This window comes from Cryobacterium sp. SO1 (genome assembly GCF_004210215.2).
In the GTDB taxonomy this organism is placed as follows: Bacteria; Actinomycetota; Actinomycetes; order Actinomycetales; family Microbacteriaceae; genus Cryobacterium.
Genome location: NZ_CP067394.1, coordinates 164,971 through 182,668, shown reverse-complemented (window position 1 = coordinate 182,668; position 17,698 = coordinate 164,971). Strand labels below are relative to the sequence as shown.

At 68.6% G+C, this 17,698-nt stretch carries 15 protein-coding genes; 10 read left to right on the top strand and 5 right to left on the bottom strand.

What is annotated here, in order from left to right; genetic code table 11:
- Position 1: 1 nt before the first annotated feature.
- Complete coding sequence (locus BJQ95_RS00820) at positions 2-820, bottom strand: M15 family metallopeptidase (RefSeq protein ID WP_256041480.1); 819 nt, start codon at positions 818-820, stop codon at positions 2-4.
- 147 nt (positions 821-967) lie between these two features.
- Between BJQ95_RS00820 and BJQ95_RS00815 the strand changes: the two genes are divergently transcribed.
- The 7 genes from BJQ95_RS00815 to BJQ95_RS00785 all read left to right on the top strand — a co-directional run bounded on the left by BJQ95_RS00815 (position 968) and on the right by BJQ95_RS00785 (position 11,256).
- Positions 968-1,663: an SDR family oxidoreductase gene (locus BJQ95_RS00815; RefSeq protein WP_130176951.1), complete on the top strand. Its 696-nt coding sequence runs from the start codon at positions 968-970 to the stop codon at positions 1,661-1,663.
- A gap of 152 nt (positions 1,664-1,815) precedes the next feature.
- Positions 1,816-5,304 (top strand): hypothetical protein, encoded by a 3,489-nt coding sequence (locus BJQ95_RS00810; protein WP_130176950.1) that lies wholly within the window; start codon positions 1,816-1,818, stop codon positions 5,302-5,304.
- Between the two features lie 244 nt (positions 5,305-5,548).
- Entirely contained in the window at positions 5,549-6,760 is a 1,212-nt protein-coding gene (locus BJQ95_RS00805; protein ID WP_256041479.1) for an ABC transporter substrate-binding protein, read from the top strand.
- 156 nt (positions 6,761-6,916) lie between these two features.
- The gene (locus BJQ95_RS00800; RefSeq protein ID WP_130176948.1) at positions 6,917-7,903 is read left to right on the top strand and encodes a carbohydrate ABC transporter permease; all 987 of its coding nucleotides are present in this window, start codon (positions 6,917-6,919) and stop codon (positions 7,901-7,903) included.
- Positions 7,900-8,742, top strand: a complete 843-nt coding sequence (locus BJQ95_RS00795) for a carbohydrate ABC transporter permease (protein WP_130176947.1) — start codon at positions 7,900-7,902, stop codon at positions 8,740-8,742. Before BJQ95_RS00800 ends, BJQ95_RS00795 begins: the two co-directional genes overlap by 4 nt.
- A 41-nt stretch (positions 8,743-8,783) precedes the next feature.
- Entirely contained in the window at positions 8,784-10,223 is a 1,440-nt protein-coding gene (locus tag BJQ95_RS00790) for a GH1 family beta-glucosidase (protein ID WP_130176946.1), read from the top strand.
- A 4-nt stretch (positions 10,224-10,227) separates the two neighbouring features.
- Entirely contained in the window at positions 10,228-11,256 is a 1,029-nt protein-coding gene (locus BJQ95_RS00785) for a LacI family DNA-binding transcriptional regulator (protein ID WP_130176945.1), read from the top strand.
- A gap of 24 nt (positions 11,257-11,280) precedes the next feature.
- Here BJQ95_RS00785 and BJQ95_RS00780 read toward each other — a convergent pair whose 3' ends face one another.
- Positions 11,281-12,207, bottom strand: a complete 927-nt coding sequence (locus tag BJQ95_RS00780; RefSeq protein WP_130176944.1) for an LLM class F420-dependent oxidoreductase — start codon at positions 12,205-12,207, stop codon at positions 11,281-11,283.
- The gene (locus BJQ95_RS00775) at positions 12,204-13,109 is read right to left on the bottom strand and encodes a site-specific DNA-methyltransferase (protein ID WP_130176943.1); all 906 of its coding nucleotides are present in this window, start codon (positions 13,107-13,109) and stop codon (positions 12,204-12,206) included. Before BJQ95_RS00775 ends, BJQ95_RS00780 begins: the two co-directional genes overlap by 4 nt.
- Before the next feature lie 34 nt (positions 13,110-13,143).
- Between BJQ95_RS00775 and BJQ95_RS00770 the strand changes: the two genes are divergently transcribed.
- Entirely contained in the window at positions 13,144-13,464 is a 321-nt protein-coding gene (locus BJQ95_RS00770; protein WP_130176942.1) for a GNAT family N-acetyltransferase, read from the top strand.
- Between the two features lie 43 nt (positions 13,465-13,507).
- Here the strand turns inward: BJQ95_RS00770 and BJQ95_RS00765 are convergent, their stop codons facing one another.
- Both BJQ95_RS00765 and BJQ95_RS19410 read right to left on the bottom strand, forming a co-directional pair.
- Positions 13,508-14,557: a biotin/lipoate A/B protein ligase family protein gene (locus BJQ95_RS00765; RefSeq protein ID WP_130176941.1), complete on the bottom strand. Its 1,050-nt coding sequence runs from the start codon at positions 14,555-14,557 to the stop codon at positions 13,508-13,510.
- Between the two features lie 9 nt (positions 14,558-14,566).
- Positions 14,567-15,556 (bottom strand): serine aminopeptidase domain-containing protein, encoded by a 990-nt coding sequence (locus BJQ95_RS19410; RefSeq protein ID WP_305088561.1) that lies wholly within the window; start codon positions 15,554-15,556, stop codon positions 14,567-14,569.
- Positions 15,557-15,764: 208 nt separating this feature from the next.
- Between BJQ95_RS19410 and BJQ95_RS00750 the strand changes: the two genes are divergently transcribed.
- Both BJQ95_RS00750 and BJQ95_RS00745 read left to right on the top strand, forming a co-directional pair.
- Entirely contained in the window at positions 15,765-16,256 is a 492-nt protein-coding gene (locus BJQ95_RS00750; protein WP_130177949.1) for a MarR family winged helix-turn-helix transcriptional regulator, read from the top strand.
- Positions 16,257-16,261: 5 nt separating this feature from the next.
- Complete coding sequence (locus tag BJQ95_RS00745) at positions 16,262-17,647, top strand: MFS transporter (protein ID WP_130177948.1); 1,386 nt, start codon at positions 16,262-16,264, stop codon at positions 17,645-17,647.
- Positions 17,648-17,698: the final 51 nt, after the last annotated feature.

Sequence of the window (17,698 nt, the reverse complement as noted above, 5' to 3'; positions counted from 1 at the left end):
TTCAGCCGTAGGAGGGGGCTGCCGGAAGGCCGAAGAACTCCTCTAGGGTGGAGAACCCGGTGTTGTGCATTTCGGTGGCCAGGTCGATCCCGATGTACCGGAAGTGCCAGGGCTCGAATTCGTAGCCGGTCACCGGGGTCTTGTCGGCCGGGTAGCGCAGCAGGAACCCGAACCGCCAGGCATTGACAGCCAGCCACTGGCCGTGCCGGGTGTCGGCGAAGCAGGCGCTGAGGGAGCATTCGCCGGGTTGGGCACTGATGTCGATGGTGAGACCGGTCTGATGTTCGCTGGTGCCGGGGCGCGCGGTGCTCAGGTCCGCGCCCACCTGACCGAGGTTGGCGACATCGTTTTTGTAGATCCGGGTCTGGGCGTCGAAGCCGCGGTACGCGCTCTGCGATTGCAAAGCCAGTCCGGTTTCGGCCGTGAACGCGGCGAACAGGGCCACGACGGCGTCCGAGGCTTCCCGCCGCAACTGCGGTGCGTTCGCGAACGGGATCGGCACGTCGACGAGGTCGTCGGGAGTGTAGTCGGTGGGGTTGAGCGGGCGGAGCTTGTCGACGACCACCCAGATGCTGTTCGGGTCGTCGATCGAACGGGCGGCGCGGTCGAACGTGGGCGCCGGCGCCGGATCGGGCGAGACCGAGGGGGACGGGCGCGGAGGTTCGGCCGGCAGGGCGGCCGGTGGCGCGGCCGACGGTGAGGCGGCCGTGGTCGGCGGGGCGTTCCCGGTGGCGGTGAGAGTGCCCAGGATGACCGCTCCCCCGCCGGCGATCACGAGCAGTCCCGCGGCGACCGCGACGAGTCCGCGTCGACGGCGCACGCGCGGCGACGCCCCCCGGCGCGGTTGTTCTAACACGATGCCGAGCATAGCCTGCACCGACGGGCGGCTCGTGCCCGGGGCCGCCGACGGGCGCACCGCGATCCGGGACCGGGGAATTTCGCCGTCCGCTCCACTGTTGTAGTGGCTATGCAAATCGTTATAGCTGGTGCCCATGGAAAAATTGCCCGATCCCTGAGCCGGGAGCTGTCTCGCGACGGACACACCGTGATCGGCCTGATCCGCAATCCGGACCAGAGCGCGGACCTGATCCAGGACGGCGCGCAGCCGGTGGTCCTCGACCTGGAGAACAGCTCGGTCGACGCTGTGAGCGCCGTCCTTGCCGGTGCCGACGTGGCGATCTTCGCCGCCGGTGCCGGGGCCGGCAGCAACGATGCCCGCAAGACCTCCGTCGACCTGGGCGCCTCAGTGTTGCTGGCCGATGCCGCTGAGGCCGCCGGTGTTCGCCGCTTTGTGCAGATCTCCTCCACCGGCGCCGACCTGGTGCGGAACGACGCCACGCCCGCCGGAGTGCCGGCGGACTTCGTGGGCTACCTGCAGGCCAAGCTCGGCGCTGAAGACGACCTCGCGCGCCGCGATCTGTCCTGGACCATCGTGCGACCGGGCACCCTCACCGACGAGCAGCCCACCGGCACGGTGCGCCTGGAGCGCACCGGTCCCGACGCGAACGGAGCCGTGCAGCCGGAGAGCGAGGGCAGCGTCCCCCGCGCCGACGTGGCCGCGGTCCTGGCCGAGCTGGTTCGCACCGGCGCGGGTGACGCTACGATCCTGCACCTCATTTCCGGGCCAGTACCGGTGTCCGAAGCCGTGGCGGTTTTCGCCTAGCGCTCGGTCCCTTCCCCGGCCCCTTCGGCGAATGCCGCGGGGGCCGGCGCTTGAATGAGCGCGCGAAGTCTGACAGGCTGTGAGAGCGCTCTCATTGGTGGGAGCCGTCGCCGGCCGGAACACCCGCCGGGGTGAATCCAATGGAGGATCGCATGCCCCTCGAGACCATCGCCCAGCCCGCCGACCGGGGCGACTCTCCCGTCGTCGTCACAGAGGACACGAATCCCGGGGCGGGTGCCGTCCGGGGCGGACCGGTCGACCTGGACGGGCGCCGGTTCTACCGGATCGAGGCCTACGACCAGATGCCGCCGTTCTTCATGACCCTCGTCGGCGCGAGCGACGTCTGGCTGTTCATCTCGAGCACGGGCGGCCTGACGGCCGGCCGGGTCGACGCCGACCGTGCCCTCTTCCCGTATTACACCGACGACAAGGTCACCGAGAGCGCCGGACGCACCGGCGGCCTCAGCGTGCTGCTCGTCCGGCGCCCCGACGGGACCAGCACCCACTGGCAGCCGTTCGCCGAGCTGCACCCGAACGATCAGGACGTTCAGCGCACGCTCTACAAGGACGCCCTCGGCACCACACTGGTCTTCGAGGAGACCCGCCCCGATCTCGGCCTGCGCCTGCGGGTGACCTGGCAGACGAGCGCCCGCTTCGGCGTCGTGCGCAGCTGCGCCCTGACCTCGCTCGCCGAGCACACGCTCGACGTCGAGCTCCTCGACGGCCTGGTGAACATCCTTCCCGCCGGGGCCGGAAAGAAGACCCAGAACGAGTTGAGCGTGCTGCTCGACGCCTACAAGCGGGCCGAACTCGACCCGCCGACAGGCCTCGGGCTGCTGACCCTGAGCGCGACGCTCTCCGACCTCGCCGAGCCCAGCGAGTCGCTGCAGGCCAACGTGGCCTGGCAGGTCGGGCTGGGCAACGCCGAGCACCTGCTCTCAATCGACCAGGTGGCCGCCTTCGCCCGGGGCCGGGGCATCACCGCCGAGACGGATGTCCGCGGCCGGCGCGGCGCCTACCTCGTGCGCGCGCGAATCACCCTGGACCCCGACAGCACCCGGCGCTGGCAGGTCGTCGCCGACGTCAACCAGGACGCGGCGGACGTCGTCGGCCTGCGCCAGAAGCTCCGGGACCCGCTCGCACTCGCCGATGAGCTCGCGACCGACATCGCCGCCACCCGGTCCGACCTGGAGACCATCCTCGGAGCCACCGACGCCGCCCAGCACACCGGCGACGAACTGGCGACCATCCACCACACCGCCAACGTGCTCTTCAACACGATGCGCGGCGGCGTCCCCGCCGAAGGCTACACCGTGGAGTCGAGCGACGTGCGGACGTTCATCACCCAGCGGAGCCAGGCCACCGCCCGCCGCTGCGCCAGCGTGCTGGCGGCGCTGCCCGAGCGGCTGCGGGCCGACGAACTCATCGCCATCGCCGAGGAGCACGACGACATCGACCTGTGGCGCCTGGCCACGGAATACCTGCCACTCACATTCAGCCGCCGGCACGGCGACCCCAGCCGGCCGTGGAACCAGTTCCGGATCGTGCTGACCGACGACAGCGGCAATCGTCGCCTGGAATACCAGGGCAACTGGCGGGACATCTTCCAGAACTGGGAGGCGCTGGCCTGGTCGTTCCCCGAATACGTGGAGTCGATGATCACGATCTTCCTCGACGCCACGACCTCCGACGGCTACAACCCGTACCGGATCTCCCGTGAGGGCATCGACTGGGAGGTGCCCGAGCCCGAGGACCCGTGGGCCAACATCGGGTACTGGAGCGACCACCAGATCATCTACCTGCTCAAGCTGCTCGAAACCTCCCACCGCTTCCACCCAGGGCGCCTCGACGCCCTCCTCAACCGGGCGGCCTTCACCCACGCCGACGTGCCGTACCGGATCGCCGCCTATCGGGACATCCTCTCGGACCCGTACAACACCATCACCTTCGACGACGAGCGGCAACGCACGATCGCTGGCCGGGTTGCCGCGGAGGGCTCGGACGGACGGCTCGTGCACGGCGCCGACGGCGACCTCGTGCGGGTGACGCTGGCCGAGAAGGTGCTGCTGCTCCTGCTGGCCAAACTCGTCAACCTGGTGCCGGACGGCGGCATCTGGATGACGACCCAGCGCCCGGAATGGAACGACGCCAACAACGCGCTCGTCGGCCGCGGCCTGTCGGTGGTCACGCTCGCCTACCTGCGTCGTTACCTCGTCTTCGTGCAGGACCTCCTGACAGTCGACGTCGAACTCACGAGCGAGCTGGCCGGACTGCTCGGCGCGGTGCGCGACGTGCTTTTAGAGCATGCGGATGCCCTCGCCGACGGGTTCGATTCCACGCGCCGCCGGACCGTCATGGACGGTCTGGGCGAGGCCGGGACCGCGTATCGTGCGCGGGTCTACGCCGGCTTCGGCGGCGGCCGGTCGACGGTCGCGGCGGCAGACGTCGCCGAGCTGCTCGACCTCGCCCAGCGCTTCGTCGAGTCGGGCTTGCGCGCCAACCGGCGCGGCGACGGGCTCACGCACTCCTACAACATTCTGGACCTCAGCACCGAGACCGCCGACGTGCGGCGGCTCGCGGAGATGCTCGAAGGTCAGGTCGCCATCCTCTCCTCCGGCCTGCTCGGCCCGGAGGAGTCGCTGGACCTGCTCGGTGCCCTCCGCACGAGCCGGCTGTACCGCGCCGACCAGCACAGCTACATCCTCTATCCCGACAAGGACCTGCCACCCTTCCTCGCCCGGAACACCTTCAGTGCTGCCCGGGCCGCCGACTGCCCCCTGGCCCTGATGCTTGCCGAGGCCGGCGACCGCAGCGTCGTCGTGCGGGACCTCCAGGGCGACCTGCATTTCGCCGCCCACATCCGGAACGCCCGGGGCGTGTCGGAGGCGCTGGACCGGCTCAGCGCCGACCCGGAGCTCGGCTGCGCCGTGGAACAGGACCGGGCCGAGCTGCTCGCCATCTTCGAGGAGGTCTTCCGGCATGCGGAGTTCACCGGTCGCTCCGGTTCGTTCTTCGCCTACGAGGGCCTCGGCAGCATCTACTGGCACATGGTGTCCAAGCTGCTGCTCGCGGTGCAGGAGACGCTCGAACGGGCCGTCGCCGAGCAGGCCGATGAGGCCTCGATCCGGGGGCTGATGGCGGCGTACGAGGATGTGCGGGCCGGCATCGGCTACTGCAAGGACCCGCTGACCTACGGCGCGTTCCCGACCGACCCCTACTCGCACACCCCCGCGGGCCACGGCGCCCGGCAGCCGGGGATGACCGGGCAGGTGAAGGAGGAGGTGCTCACCCGCCTGGGCGAGCTCGGCCTGCGGGTCGAGGGCGGTCGCATCCGGATGCGGCCCACCCTGTTGCGGGCCGGCGAATGGACCACGGCGCCGGGCACCTTCTCGTACCGGAACACCTCTGGGGAGCCGCAGAGCATCGACCTACCCGAGGGCGCGCTCGCGTTCACGTTCTGCCAGGTCCCGGTCGTGTTCCACCGCGGCGGCCCGCTCGAGGTCGTCGCGCTCCTCGCCGACGGCACCGAGGTGCCCGGGAGGGACGGCGCGCTGGACGCCGACGTGAGTGCCAGCGTCTTCCGCCGCGACGGCCGAGTGCGCCGCCTCACGGTGACGGTTCCGGAGCACGCCGCGTCCTGACCGTTGGGGCGGCGGCACGGCCGCCGCCCCCGCTCGCCGCATCGGCGCAAATGAGAGCGCTCTCTTGACAACCACCGATGGGGCCGCTAGCGTGAGCATCACCACGTGAGAGCGCTCTCACAGCCTGACCGGGAGCGGCCTCACATCCACCCATCAGCACGCACACAAGGGAGTGACCGTGAAGCGTATCCCGCGCACCACACTTGCAGTAACAGTCGCCGGAGCAGCATCCTTCGCACTGGTTTTGTCCGGTTGTTCGGCCGACGCCGGCAGCGAGCAGTCCACCGACAAGAACGTCAAACTGACCGTCGCGACGTTCAACGAATTCGGCTACGACGACCTGTTCGCCGAGTACGAGAAGGCGAACCCGAACGTCACCATCACGCACAAGAAGGCCGCCACCTCCAACGAGGCCCGCGACAACCTCACGACCCGCCTCGCTGCCGGCAGCGGCCTGAGTGACGTGGAGGCCATCGAGGTCGACTGGCTGCCCGAACTGCTGCAGTACTCCGACCAGTTCATCGACCTGACCAGCGACGACGTCAAGGACCGCTGGCTGGACTGGAAGTCCGAAGCCGCCACGGACGCCGACGGCCGCTTGATCGCCTACGGCACCGACATCGGCCCGGAAGCAGTCTGCTACCGCTCCGACCTGTTCGCCGCCGCCGGCCTGCCGACCGACCGGGCCGAGGTCGCCACCATGCTGGGCGACAGCTGGGAGAGCTACTACGCGGCCGGTGAGACGTTCGCCGCCGCCGGCACGAACGTGCCGTGGTTCGACTCCGCCGGAGCCACCTGGCAGGGCGTTGTCAACCAGATCCCCAACGCCTATGAAGAAGAAGACGGCACCATCATCGCCACCGAGAACCCGGAGGTGAAGGAGGCCTACACGAGCGTGCTCGAGGCCAGCAGCACGCTGTCCGCGCACCTGGGACAGTGGAGCGACGACTGGACCGCCAGCTTCCAGAACGACGGCTTCGCCACGATGCTCTGCCCGGGTTGGATGCTCGGCGTGATCTCCGGCAACGCTGAGGGCGTCACCGGCTGGGACATCGCCGACACCTTCCCCGGCGGCGGCGGCAACTGGGGCGGCTCGTACCTGACCGTCCCCGAGCAGTCCAAGAACCAGGCCGAGGCACAGAAGCTCGCCGCCTGGCTGACCGCGCCGGAGCAGCAGCTCAAGGCGTTCGCTTCCAAGGGCACCTTCCCGAGCCAGTTGGAGGCACTCGAGAGTGAGGAGCTCCTCGGCGCCACGAACGAGTTCTTCAACAACGCGGCGACCGGTGAGATCCTCGCCAACCGCGCCGCCGCTGTCGATGTGACCCCGTTCAAGGGTGAGTTCTACTTCCCCATCAACGATGCCATGCAGCAGGCGCTGACCCGCGTCGAGGACGGCACGATGACGCCCGACGAGTCGTGGGCGCAGTTCGAGACCGACGTCGCGTCGCTCGGCTAACCAGCACCATCCGTGGGCCGGCCGGTCGGGACCACCTGGTCTCAACCGGCCCGGCTCCCGGCTCGACCGGCTGGGCCGGCTCGACCGGCTCGACCACCGGGTCTCGACATGCTCGACCACCGGGTTTCGACAAGCTCAACCACCGAAGGACTGTTCATGACTACCGCCGCCGCTGTCGAGGTGGATGCCCGCAGCGTCCGTCGCATCGCCCTCAGCCACAAACTGAGCCGCTGGGATGTGCGCTTCTCGCCCTATCTCTACATCTCCCCTTTCTTTCTCGTCTTCGCCGTCATGGGCCTCTTCCCGCTGCTGTACACGGCGTGGGTGTCGGTGCACGACTGGAACCTCATCGGCGGCCAGGGCGACTTCGTCGGCCTGGAAAACTTCGTCACGGTGCTGACCCAGGGCTACTTCTGGAACTCCCTGCGCAACACCTTCAGCATCTTCCTGCTTTCCAGCATCCCCCAGGTTCTCGTCGCGCTCGGCATCGCCGCCGTGCTCGACTTCAACCTGCGTGGCAAGACTTTCTGGCGCATGGGCGTTCTGCTGCCCTACGTCGTGGCCCCGGTCGCGGTCGCGCTGATCTTCAACGATCTCTTCGGTGACAAGTTCGGCCTCATCAACAGCGCCATCATGAGCCTGGGACTCGAACCCATCCGCTGGCACGTCGACGTGCTCCCCAGCCACATCGCCATCGCCACGATGGTGAACTTCCGCTGGACCGGCTACAACGCCCTCATCTTCCTGGCCGCCATGCAGGCTGTCCCCCGCGACTTCTACGAGGCCGCCATCATCGACGGCGCCAACCGCTGGCGCACCTTCCGGTCGATCACCCTGCCGCTGCTGCGCCCGATCATCATCTTCGTCATCCTCACCTCGACGATCGGCGGGCTGCAGATCTTCGACGAGGCGCGCATGTTCGACAATGTCGGCCAGGGCGGGGCGAGCCGGCAGTGGCAGACGCTCACCCTGTATATCTACGAACTCGGCTGGAACCAGCGCAACTTCGGCCGGGCCTCCGCCGTGGCCTGGCTGCTCTTCCTGATCATCATCCTCATCGCGGTAATCAACTTCTTGATCACCCGGCGAATCTCCGGCACCGCCGACCGCAAGCTGCGCGTCCGCGCGAAAGGAATGAAATGAGCAAGACAATCATCGGCGGCCACGACCGTCGGCCCTCCCTGTGGGTCTACGGGATCCTGATCGCGGTGCTCACCGGTTCGGCCTTCCCGATTTGGTGGTCGTTCCTGATCGGCAGCCAGGATGCCTCCGCGCTGAACCAGAACGGCATGATGTGGATTCCGGGCGGCAACTTCCTCGCCAACGCAGCCACCGTGATCGACAGCATCCCGTTCTGGACGGCGCTGGGCAACAGCATCATCGTGTCGAGCGTGGTGTCGCTCAGCGTCGTCATGTTCTCCACGCTCGCCGGTTACGCCTTCGCGAAGCTGAAGTTCCGCGGCCGCGAGGGCCTGCTCATCTTCGTGATCGCCACCATGGCGGTCCCGACCCAACTCGGCATCGTGCCGCTGTTCATCGTCATGTCGCGGCTGGGCTGGACCGGTAGCCTCTGGGCCGTCATCGCGCCCGGCATGGTGACCGCGTTCGGCGTGTTCTGGATGACCCAGTACCTGCGCGACGCGCTGCCCGACGAGCTGATCGAGGCGGTGCGGATGGACGGAGCGTCGATGATCCGCAGCTTCTGGCACATCGGCCTCCCGGCCGCCCGCCCGGCGGCAGCGATGCTCGCCTTGTTCACATTCATCGGAACCTGGACCAACTTCTTCTGGCCGTTCATCGTGCTCGGCCCGGGCAACCCGACCCTTCCCGTGGCGCTGCAGCAGCTGCAGGCCGCCTTCTACGTGGACTACTCGCTCGTGCTGGCGGGCGTCGTCCTCTCGATCATCCCGCTGATCCTGGTCTTCATATTCCTGGGCAAGCAGCTGGTGGCCGGGATCATGCAGGGCGCGGTCAAGGGATGACCTCGGTCGGAACCTTCGAGACGATCCCCGAGAATATGGGTATGACCTCACACGCACGCTCATTCCCGACCGAATTCCTCTTCGGGGCGGCGACGGCTGCCTACCAGATCGAGGGCGCCGCCCACGAGGACGGGCGCACGGATTCGATCTGGGACGCGTTCAGCCGCGTGCCGGGCGCGGTCGTCAACGCCGACAACGGCGACGTCGCCTGCGACCACTACCACCGTTACCGGGACGACGTCGCCCTGATGAAGGACCTGGGGCTGCAGACCTACCGCTTCTCCACCTCCTGGTCGCGGGTGCGCCCTGACGGCGGGCCGGTCAACCCGAAGGGTGTGGACTTCTACTCCCGTCTGGTCGACGAGCTGCTCGGCGCCGGCATCAAGCCGTGGCTGACCCTCTACCACTGGGACCTGCCGCAGGCCCTGGAGGAAACGGGCGGCTGGACCAACCGCGATACCGCCGCGCGCTTCCGGGACTACGCCCTCACCGTGCACGACGCCCTCGGTGACCGCGTGGGCGTGTGGACCACCCTTAACGAGCCGTGGTGCTCCTCCTTCCTCAGCTACACCGGCGGCGCCCACGCCCCCGGCCGGCAGAGCCCCCGGGACGGTCTGGCGGCGGCGCACCACCTGCTCCTGGGTCACGGCCTCGCCGTCGAGGCGCTCCGCGAACGCGACCCGAAGCTCGAGCTCGGCATCACGCTCAACCTCACCGTCGCCAAGCCGGTCGATCCCACCCGGGCCGGCGATGTGGATGCCGCCCGCCGCATCGACGGGCAGTTCAACCGGATCTTCCTCGACCCGATCTTCCGCGGCTCCTACCCGGAGGATGTGCTCGAGGACGTGGCCGACCACGGCCTGACCGATTTCATCCACGAGGGAGACCTGGCCCAGATCAACCAGCCGATCGACACCCTCGGCGTGAACTACTACCACGGCGACCTGGTCAGCGATCGCCCGGCCGCGCATCCGCTGCTCGCCCAGGCCTCGACCAGCCGCCCCACGCGGTCGCCGTACCCAGCCGCCGACGGCGTCTACGGCCACCCGCAGGGGCTGCCGCTGACCGCGATGGAGTGGGAGATCCAGCCCGACGGGCTGCGTGAGCTGCTCGTTCGGGTGAACACCGACTACGCCGCCCCGACCGGAACGAGCCTCTACGTCACCGAGAACGGCGCGGCATTCGACGACGTCGTCGCGGCAGACGGCAGCGTTCCGGATGCGCGGCGCACCGAATTCCTCACCGATCACCTGGGTGCCATCCTCGACGCGATCGATGAGGGTGTCGACGTCCTGGGCTATTTCTACTGGTCGCTGATGGACAACTACGAGTGGGCCTGGGGCTACGGGAAGCGCTTCGGCATCGTGCGGGTCGACTACGACACGCAGGAGCGCATCGTCAAGGACAGCGGACGAGCGTACGCCGACATCATCCAGCGCCGCGCCCTCCCCCTGATGGATGACGCACCCAAATTAGACTGACTTCATGACAACCGATGTGCGCCAGGCCCGTCCCTCGCAGCCCACCTTGGAAATGGTGGCCGAGGTGGCCGGGGTGTCCCGGGCGACCGTGAGCCGGGTCGTGAACGGGTCCACCAAAGTCAGCCCGGAGATTGTCGCCTCGGTGACCGAGGCGATCGACAAGCTCAACTACGTGCCGAACCGGGCGGCCCGCTCGTTGGCGAGTCGGCAGACCCAGGCGGTCGCCTTGGTCGTGCCGGAAGACATGGCCCGGTTCTTCGGTGACCCGTACTTCGCCGCGGTTGTGCAGGGCATCACCCGCCGCCTCGACCAGAGCGACTACACGCTCAACCTGCTGGTCGCCTCGAGTGACCCGCGGCACAAGACCCTACGCTACCTGCGCTCGGGCAACGTCGACGGTGCACTGGTCGTGTCGCACCACACCGGCGACGACTTCGTGGCCGAACTCGAAACGACCATGCCGGTGGTCTTCGGTGGCCGGCCGTCGAACGCAGACAATGTCGGGGCCTGGTTCGTCGACGTCGATAACGCCGCCGGCGCGGAAACCGGGACCCAGCACCTGATCGACATGGGGCGCCTCCGCATCGGCTCCATCGCGGGGGCCGGGGACATGCCGGCCGGCATCGACCGGCTCACCGGTTTCCGGCGCGCGCTCGAGCGGGCCGGGCTGCCCACGGATGCCGTCGAACTCGCCGACTTCACCGCCGCGGGCGGCGCGGCAGCCACCCGCCGGCTGCTGGAGCGGTGCCCCGACATCGACGGCCTCTTCGTGGCGAGTGACCTGATGGCCACCGGCGCCGCTGCCGTACTGCGCGAGTCCGGCCGTTCCGTACCCGGGGATGTCGCCGTCGTCGGTTTCGATGACAGCCCGGCTGCGCTGAGCGGTCCGGTGCCGCTGACCACCGTGAGCCAGCCCTCCGAAGAGATGGGCCACGCGATGGCGGACATCCTGCTGCGCCGGCTCGCCGGTGACGAGAGTATGCCGCACCGCGCCCTCATGCCCACCCGACTGGTGCTGCGCGAGTCCGCGTAGCCACGGCAGGCCGGCCACGGCAGGTCAGGCCAGCTGCGGCACGACCTCGCGGGCGATGAAGTCCAGGTGATCGAGGTCGGCGAGGTCCATGATCTGCAAGTAGACGCACTCCACGCCGTCGGCGGCGAGGGCACCGAGCCTGTCGACGACCTCACCGGTGGTGCCGGCGATGCCGTGTTCGCGCAGTTCGGCTCTCTCCCGACCCACAGCGGCGGCGCGGCGGGTGAAGGCGGCCTCGTCGGCTCCCGCCACCGCGATCAGCGCGGTCGAGTAGACCAGCTCCCCGGGATCGCGGCCCACGGCCTCACAGGCCGTCCGCACCCCGGCGAACTTTGCCGGTATGTCGGCGAAGTCGGGGAACGGCAGGTTGAACTCGGTGGCGAACCTGGCGGCCATCGCCGGGGTGCGCTTGGCGCCGCCACCGCCGACGATCACCGGCACCCGGGCCTGTGTGGGCTTGGGCAGCGCCGGCGAATCGACGAGTCTGTAGTGCTCGCCGGTGAAGCTGTAGGTGTCGCCGACGGGGGTGCCCCACAGGCCGGTGATCACTTCGAGTTGCTCTTCGAGCATGCCGAACCGCTTGGCCGGGAACGGAATACCATAGGCCAGGTGCTCCTGTTCGAACCAGCCCGTGCCCAGGCCCAGTTCCACGCGTCCGCCGGACATCTGGTCGACCTGGGCGACCTGGATCGCCAGCACGCCCGGCGGCCGGTAGGTGACCGATGACACCAGGGTGCCCAGGCGGATCCGCTTGGTTTCGCGCGCCAGTCCGGCCAGGGTGGTCCAGGCATCCGTCGGCCCGGGCAGCCCGGAGACGTTCTCGCCCATGGCGAGGTAGTGGTCACTGCGGAAGAAGGCGTCAAAGCCCAGCGTCTCGGTGGCCTGCGCGACGGCGAGGAGGTCGTCGTAGTTGGCGCCCTGCTGGGGCTCGGTGAAGATGCGGAGTCTCATGCTCCCAGTCTTGTCTCCTGCTCGGCGTCGACGAAATCCACGTCGGGCAGGGCGCCGAGCCTCTCGTGCATCACGGTGAGTGACTCCGGGTTCTGGTCGATGAGCACGAATTTGCGGTTCAGGGCCGCCGCGACGGCTCCCGTCGTACCGCTGCCGGCGAAGAAGTCCAAAACCCAGTCGCCCTCGCGGCTGGACGCCTGGATCATGCGGCGCAGGATGCCGACGGGCTTCTGGGTGGGGTAGCCGGTTTTCTCCTTGCCGGTGGGCGAGACGATCGTGTGCCACCAGACATCCGTCGGCAGCTTGCCCTTGGCCACCTTCTCAGGTGTGACCAGGCCCGGCGCCATGTACGGCTCCCGGTCGACTGTGCTGGAGTCGAAGTAGTAGCTCCGGGGGTTCTTCACGTAGACCAGGATCGTGTCGTGCTTGGTGGGCCACCGGTTCTTCGATTTCGCTCCGTAGTCGTAGGCCCAGATCAGTTCGTTGAGAAAGCAGTCCCGGCCGAAGAGGGCATCGAGCAGCACCTTGGCGTAGTGCGCTTCGCGGTAATCCAGGTGCAGGTAGAGGGTGCCGTCGTCGGCCAGCAGCCGCCAGGCCTCGATCAGACGGGGCTCCAGGAACGCCCAGTAGTCCTCGAACTGGTCGTCGTAGCCGAGCAAGTCACCCTTGATGCGCTCGTAGCGCTGACCCTTGAAGCCTGTGATCGTTCCGGTGGCGTGCAAGCCGCTGGCCAGGGTGCTCCGTACCGACGTGGTGGCCTGGCGTTTCTGGCTGCGGCCGGTGTTGAACGGCGGGTCGAGGTAGATCAGGGTGAAGACACCGTCGGGCAGCGTGGGCAGCACCGCCAGGTTGTCTGCCTCGATGACTCTGCTGGGAGAGGACTGAGTCCACGCGTTTGGCATTCCCTCATTGTGTCAGTCGGCCTACGCTGATCCGATGACGATCGACAAGTTGACCCGTGAGGACGCCATCGCCGAGGTGCGGCATGAACCCGATCTTTCGCGGTATACCCTCTGGCAGGACGACGGACTCGTGGGCCTGGCGGACTACCGGCAGGTGGGCCAGGATCTCACCTTCATCCACACCGAGGTCGACCCGGCCAAGCGCGCCAACGGGCTGGCCGGCATCCTCATCGAGGAGGCGCTGGATGACGTGCGCACCCGCACCGACCTCACCGTGGTGGCGGCCTGCCCGTTCGTCGCGGACTGGATCGACCGGCACGTCGAATACCAGGACCTGCTCAGTCGCGGCCGGTAGCACTGCTGGTCAGGTAGAGCTGCCGGTCAGGTCATACTTCTGGTCAGGGGACACGGCCGATCCACGCGTCGGTGCTGAATTTACTCTCGACGAGGTCGGCCGCCTTGGCATACTCCTCGTCGGTGATCTCGCCCGGCTTGGCACCGTAGAGGCTCGTGAAGGTCTGCTTCATACGGTCGATGATCTCGGCGCGGCTGAGCCCGGTCTGGCTGCGGAGCGGGTCCACCCGCTTGGCGGCGCTGGTGATGCCCTTGTCGCTGAGCTTCTCCCGGCCGATGCGCAGCACCTGCACCATCTTCTCGCCGTCCATGTCGTAGCTCATGGTGACGTGGTGCAGCACGGCACCGCTGCCGAGCCGCTTCTGGGCCGCGCCGCCGATCTTGCCGGTGGGGCTCGTGATGTCGTTGAGCGGCTGGTAGTGCGCGTCGATCCCGAGGGTCTTGAGGGCCGTGATGACCCACTCGTCGAGGAATGCGTAGGAATCGGCGAAGCTCATGCCCTGCACAAGCTCGGTGGGCGCGTAGATCGAGTAGGTGATCACCGAGCCGGCCTCCATGAACATGGCTCCACCGCCGGAGACCCGGCGCACCACGGTGAAACCGTGCTTCTCGGCGTTGACCGGGTCGACCTCGTTCTTCAGCGACTGGAAGCTGCCGATGACGACGGCCGGTTCGTTCCACTCCCAGATGCGCAGGGTGGGGCTGCGGCGGCCCTCGCCGACCTCGACCGCGAGCACTTCGTCGAGCGCCATCTGCATCACCGGCGGCACGGCCTTGGTGTGGATGAGCTGCCACTCGTAGTCGCGCCAGCCGCTGGCGTGGGCGAGCGAGCGACGGATGGCCACGGCGACCGACTCCGGCGAGAAGCCGAGCAGGGTGGCCGCAGGCGGTAACGCGGCCCGGACGGCCGCCGCGATGGTGGCGGCGTCGCTGTCGGCGGCGAGGCCGTTCACCGCGGCGTTGATGTCCTCGAGCGCGTCATCCGGCTCGAGAAAGAAATCACCGGCCAGGCGAAAATCGGTGATGACGTTGTCGACGACATTCAGATCGACCACGACGAGTTTGCCGCCGGGGACCTTGTATTCACCATGCATGAGCCCAGCCTAATCGTCGGCGGCGGACTCCTGGGCGGGAGCCGGCAAGCGGGCCCCCAGCCAGGCCATCAGGTCACCCAGCACCTCGTCGCGGTTGGTCTCGTTGAAGACCTCGTGCCGCGCGCCGGGGTAGACGATCAGGCTCACATCCCGCAGCCCGGACCGGCGGGTGTAGGCGGCGGCGAGCTTCCTGGCGCTGCGCTCCCCGCCCACGGGGTCGTCGCCGCCCACCTGGATGAGCACGGGCAGGGTTGCCGGGAGGCGCCGGGCCGGGCGGCCGAGGATGCGGGCGGCGTCGCGCAGTCCGAAGAGCGTGGCCAGGGGCACGCTCGTGGTGAGCGGATCGGCCACGAACGCCGCAGCGACCGCCGGGTCCCGGCTGAGCCACTCGGCGCCCGTTGTGCCGAGGTGCTTGTGTTTGCGGTTGAGGTCGCCGCTATCGAGGTAGCCGGGCCAGCGGTAGGCGGTGCCGGTGAGTACGGCAGCCTGGTAGTCCTGGGGATACTCGTTGAGGATCATCTGCGCCATGAACGAGCCCCAGCTGTGGCCGATCAACACCAGCGGCACCGCGGGTTGCGCCGGCGACTCGGACGGCACCGACCTCGCGGGCTGCGCAGCAGGCGCGGCCTGCGCGGGCTGGGCGGGCTGGGCGGGCTGGGCGGGCTGCGCGCCGTGCACCGCCGCCTGCTGCAGCGCCGCCTGGCGGATCACGCCGGTGAAGGCGTGCACAGCGGCGACCGCCGCGCGCAGGCCGCCAACGCCGAGCCGGCCCAGCTGGGCCGCGTCGCCGCGGTGCTGCAGCATCCCGGTCTGGCCGTGCCCGCGGTGGTCGTCGGCGTAGACCGAGTAGCCGGCCGCGTTGAGCGCGCGGGCCACCTCGCGATAGCGCAGGGCGTGCTCGCCCACCCCGTGCACAAGCTGCACGATGGCTCTCGGGTTGTCGACAGGCCAGGCATAGTAGACGATCGGGACGCCATATTCGTCAATGAAGGTGGGCACGGACTCATTCTGCCGCACAACCACCGCACCTGTCCCGCTCCCGTTTCCCCGCCGCTGCTCCCTCGCAACTCGCCCCGTTGCGGACAAGTGCACCCGGCACACCGGGTGCACTTGTCCGCAACGGGAACAGTTGGCGCAAGTGGGCGCAGTGGGGAACGCGGGGAACCCGGGAATCATTAGCATGGCTAATTTGTTAGGCTAAGTAATCATGTCTGAGAGTCCCACTGCGCCCATCTCCCCCGCATCCGCACCCGCGGCCGCCGCCCCGCACACCAAGCGGCGCTCGGTCGCGGAGTTGAGCCATGATTTCAGGCTCGCGAACGGTCGGCTCGCCCGCCGTGTACGCCAGGAGCAAGCGGACAACGAACTCACCAGCGGCCAGTTCTCGGCCCTCGGCGCGGTCTTCAGGCTCGGCCCGATGACCCTGAGCGCGCTCAGCGAGGAGGAGCGCGTGACGCCGCCCTCGATGAATCGCACCGTCAACGCGCTGGTCGAAGCCGGCCTGGTCAACAGAGCCGGCTCGGCCGAGGACGGCCGCAAGGTCGTGCTCACGGTCACAGACAACGGGATGACCCTGGTGCGCGAGACCCGCAGGCGCCGGGACGACTGGATCGCCACACGCATCCTCACACTCACCCCTGAGCAGCGCCAGACACTGGCCGCCGCCACCGAAATCATGAAGGAGCTCGCCAACAGTTGAGTGCAATGTTCCGCTCTATGAGCGTGGTCAACTACCGGATCTGGTTCGCCGGCGCCCTGGTGTCCAATGTGGGCACCTGGATGCAGCGCACGGCCCAGGACTGGATCGTGCTGACCCAGCTCACCGACTACAACGCCACCGCGGTGGGCATCGTAATGGCCCTGCAGTTCGGGCCGCAGCTCGTGCTGATGCCCTGGTCCGGCCTTATCGCCGACAGGTTCGACCGGCGCACGCTGCTCATGCTCACCCAGTCCCTGATGGGAGGCCTCGCCCTGGGCCTCGGCCTGATCACCGTCACCGGTGTCGTCGAGCTCTGGCATGTCTACCTCTTCGCCCTCGGCCTGGGCATCGTCGCCGCCATCGACGCCCCCGCCCGGCAGACCTTCGTCTCCGAGCTCGTTCCAGACGATAGCCTCTCCAACGCCGTGGCGCTCAACTCGGCCTCGTTCAACGGTGCGCGGCTGATCGGTCCCGCCGCGGCCGGCCTGCTCACCGTCGCCGTCGGCGCCGGCTGGGTGTTCATGATCAACGCCGCCACCTTCGCCTTCACCGTGTTCGCCATGACCCTGCTGCGCACCAAGCAGTTGCGCAAGCAGCCGCGGGCGCCGCGCGAACGCGGCCAGCTCATGGCCGGCTTCCGTTATGTTTGGCATCGGCCGGACATCGTCGCGGTGCTGATCACGGTGTTCCTGGTGGGCACCTTCGGCTTCAACTTCGCCATTTTCACCTCGACCATGGCCACAGTGGAGTTCGGCATGGGGGCCACCGAGTTCGGCATCCTCAGCTCGATCATGGCCGTCGGCAGCGTGGCCGGCGCTCTACTCTCGGCCAGGCGCAGCCGGCCCCGGATGCGACTCGTGGTCGGCGGAGCCTTCTTCTTCGGCCTGACCTGCGCGATCGCCGCCGTGATGCCCAGCTACCTCACCTTCGCGATCTCACTCGCGTTCGTCGGGCTCACCTCGCTGACCCTGATGACAACGGCGAACGCCTACGTGCAGACCACCACCGAACCGGCCATGCGCGGCCGGGTGATGGCCCTGTACATGGCCATTTTCGCCGGCGGCACCCCGCTCGGCGCCCCGCTGGTGGGCTGGGTCGCCGACCAGTACGGCCCGCGTTGGGCCATCGGAGTCGCCGCCGCCAGCGGCCTGATCGCCGCTGCCGCCGTGATGTTCTGGATGGTGCGCTATCAGCGCCTGCGTGTGCGAATCCGGCCGCGCACCGAGCCCCGCGGCGTGCCCAGGTTGCGGGTTCGGCACCGCGGCGACGGCCAGCCGGCCACCACGGCCATCCGCATCGTCACCGCGAAAGCCGACCTTGCCAGGCAGGTCAGGGACCGCGACACCGCCACCCGCGAGATCGTCGTCGTCGAGGCGACCAGCCCGCGCTAGAACCTGGGCGCGGAACCGGCCGGGTCATCCCCCGGTTGAGGCCCGCACCAC

Excerpts from the sequence above, each read along its gene's own strand:
- BJQ95_RS00815 (WP_130176951.1), top strand. The coding sequence starts at position 968 with ATGCAAATCGTTATAGCTGGTGCCCATGGAAAAATTGCCCGATCCCTG.
- BJQ95_RS00810 (WP_130176950.1), top strand. The coding sequence starts at position 1,816 with ATGCCCCTCGAGACCATCGCCCAGCCCGCCGACCGGGGCGACTCTCCC.
- BJQ95_RS00800 (WP_130176948.1), top strand. The coding sequence starts at position 6,917 with ATGACTACCGCCGCCGCTGTCGAGGTGGATGCCCGCAGCGTCCGTCGC.
- BJQ95_RS00795 (WP_130176947.1), top strand. The coding sequence starts at position 7,900 with ATGAGCAAGACAATCATCGGCGGCCACGACCGTCGGCCCTCCCTGTGG.
- BJQ95_RS00790 (WP_130176946.1), top strand. The coding sequence starts at position 8,784 with ATGACCTCACACGCACGCTCATTCCCGACCGAATTCCTCTTCGGGGCG.
- BJQ95_RS00785 (WP_130176945.1), top strand. The coding sequence starts at position 10,228 with ATGACAACCGATGTGCGCCAGGCCCGTCCCTCGCAGCCCACCTTGGAA.
- BJQ95_RS00780 (WP_130176944.1), bottom strand. The coding sequence starts at position 12,207 with ATGAGACTCCGCATCTTCACCGAGCCCCAGCAGGGCGCCAACTACGAC.
- BJQ95_RS00775 (WP_130176943.1), bottom strand. The coding sequence starts at position 13,109 with ATGCCAAACGCGTGGACTCAGTCCTCTCCCAGCAGAGTCATCGAGGCA.
- BJQ95_RS00770 (WP_130176942.1), top strand. The coding sequence starts at position 13,144 with ATGACGATCGACAAGTTGACCCGTGAGGACGCCATCGCCGAGGTGCGG.
- BJQ95_RS00765 (WP_130176941.1), bottom strand. The coding sequence starts at position 14,557 with ATGCATGGTGAATACAAGGTCCCCGGCGGCAAACTCGTCGTGGTCGAT.
- BJQ95_RS00750 (WP_130177949.1), top strand. The coding sequence starts at position 15,765 with ATGTCTGAGAGTCCCACTGCGCCCATCTCCCCCGCATCCGCACCCGCG.
- BJQ95_RS00745 (WP_130177948.1), top strand. The coding sequence starts at position 16,262 with ATGTTCCGCTCTATGAGCGTGGTCAACTACCGGATCTGGTTCGCCGGC.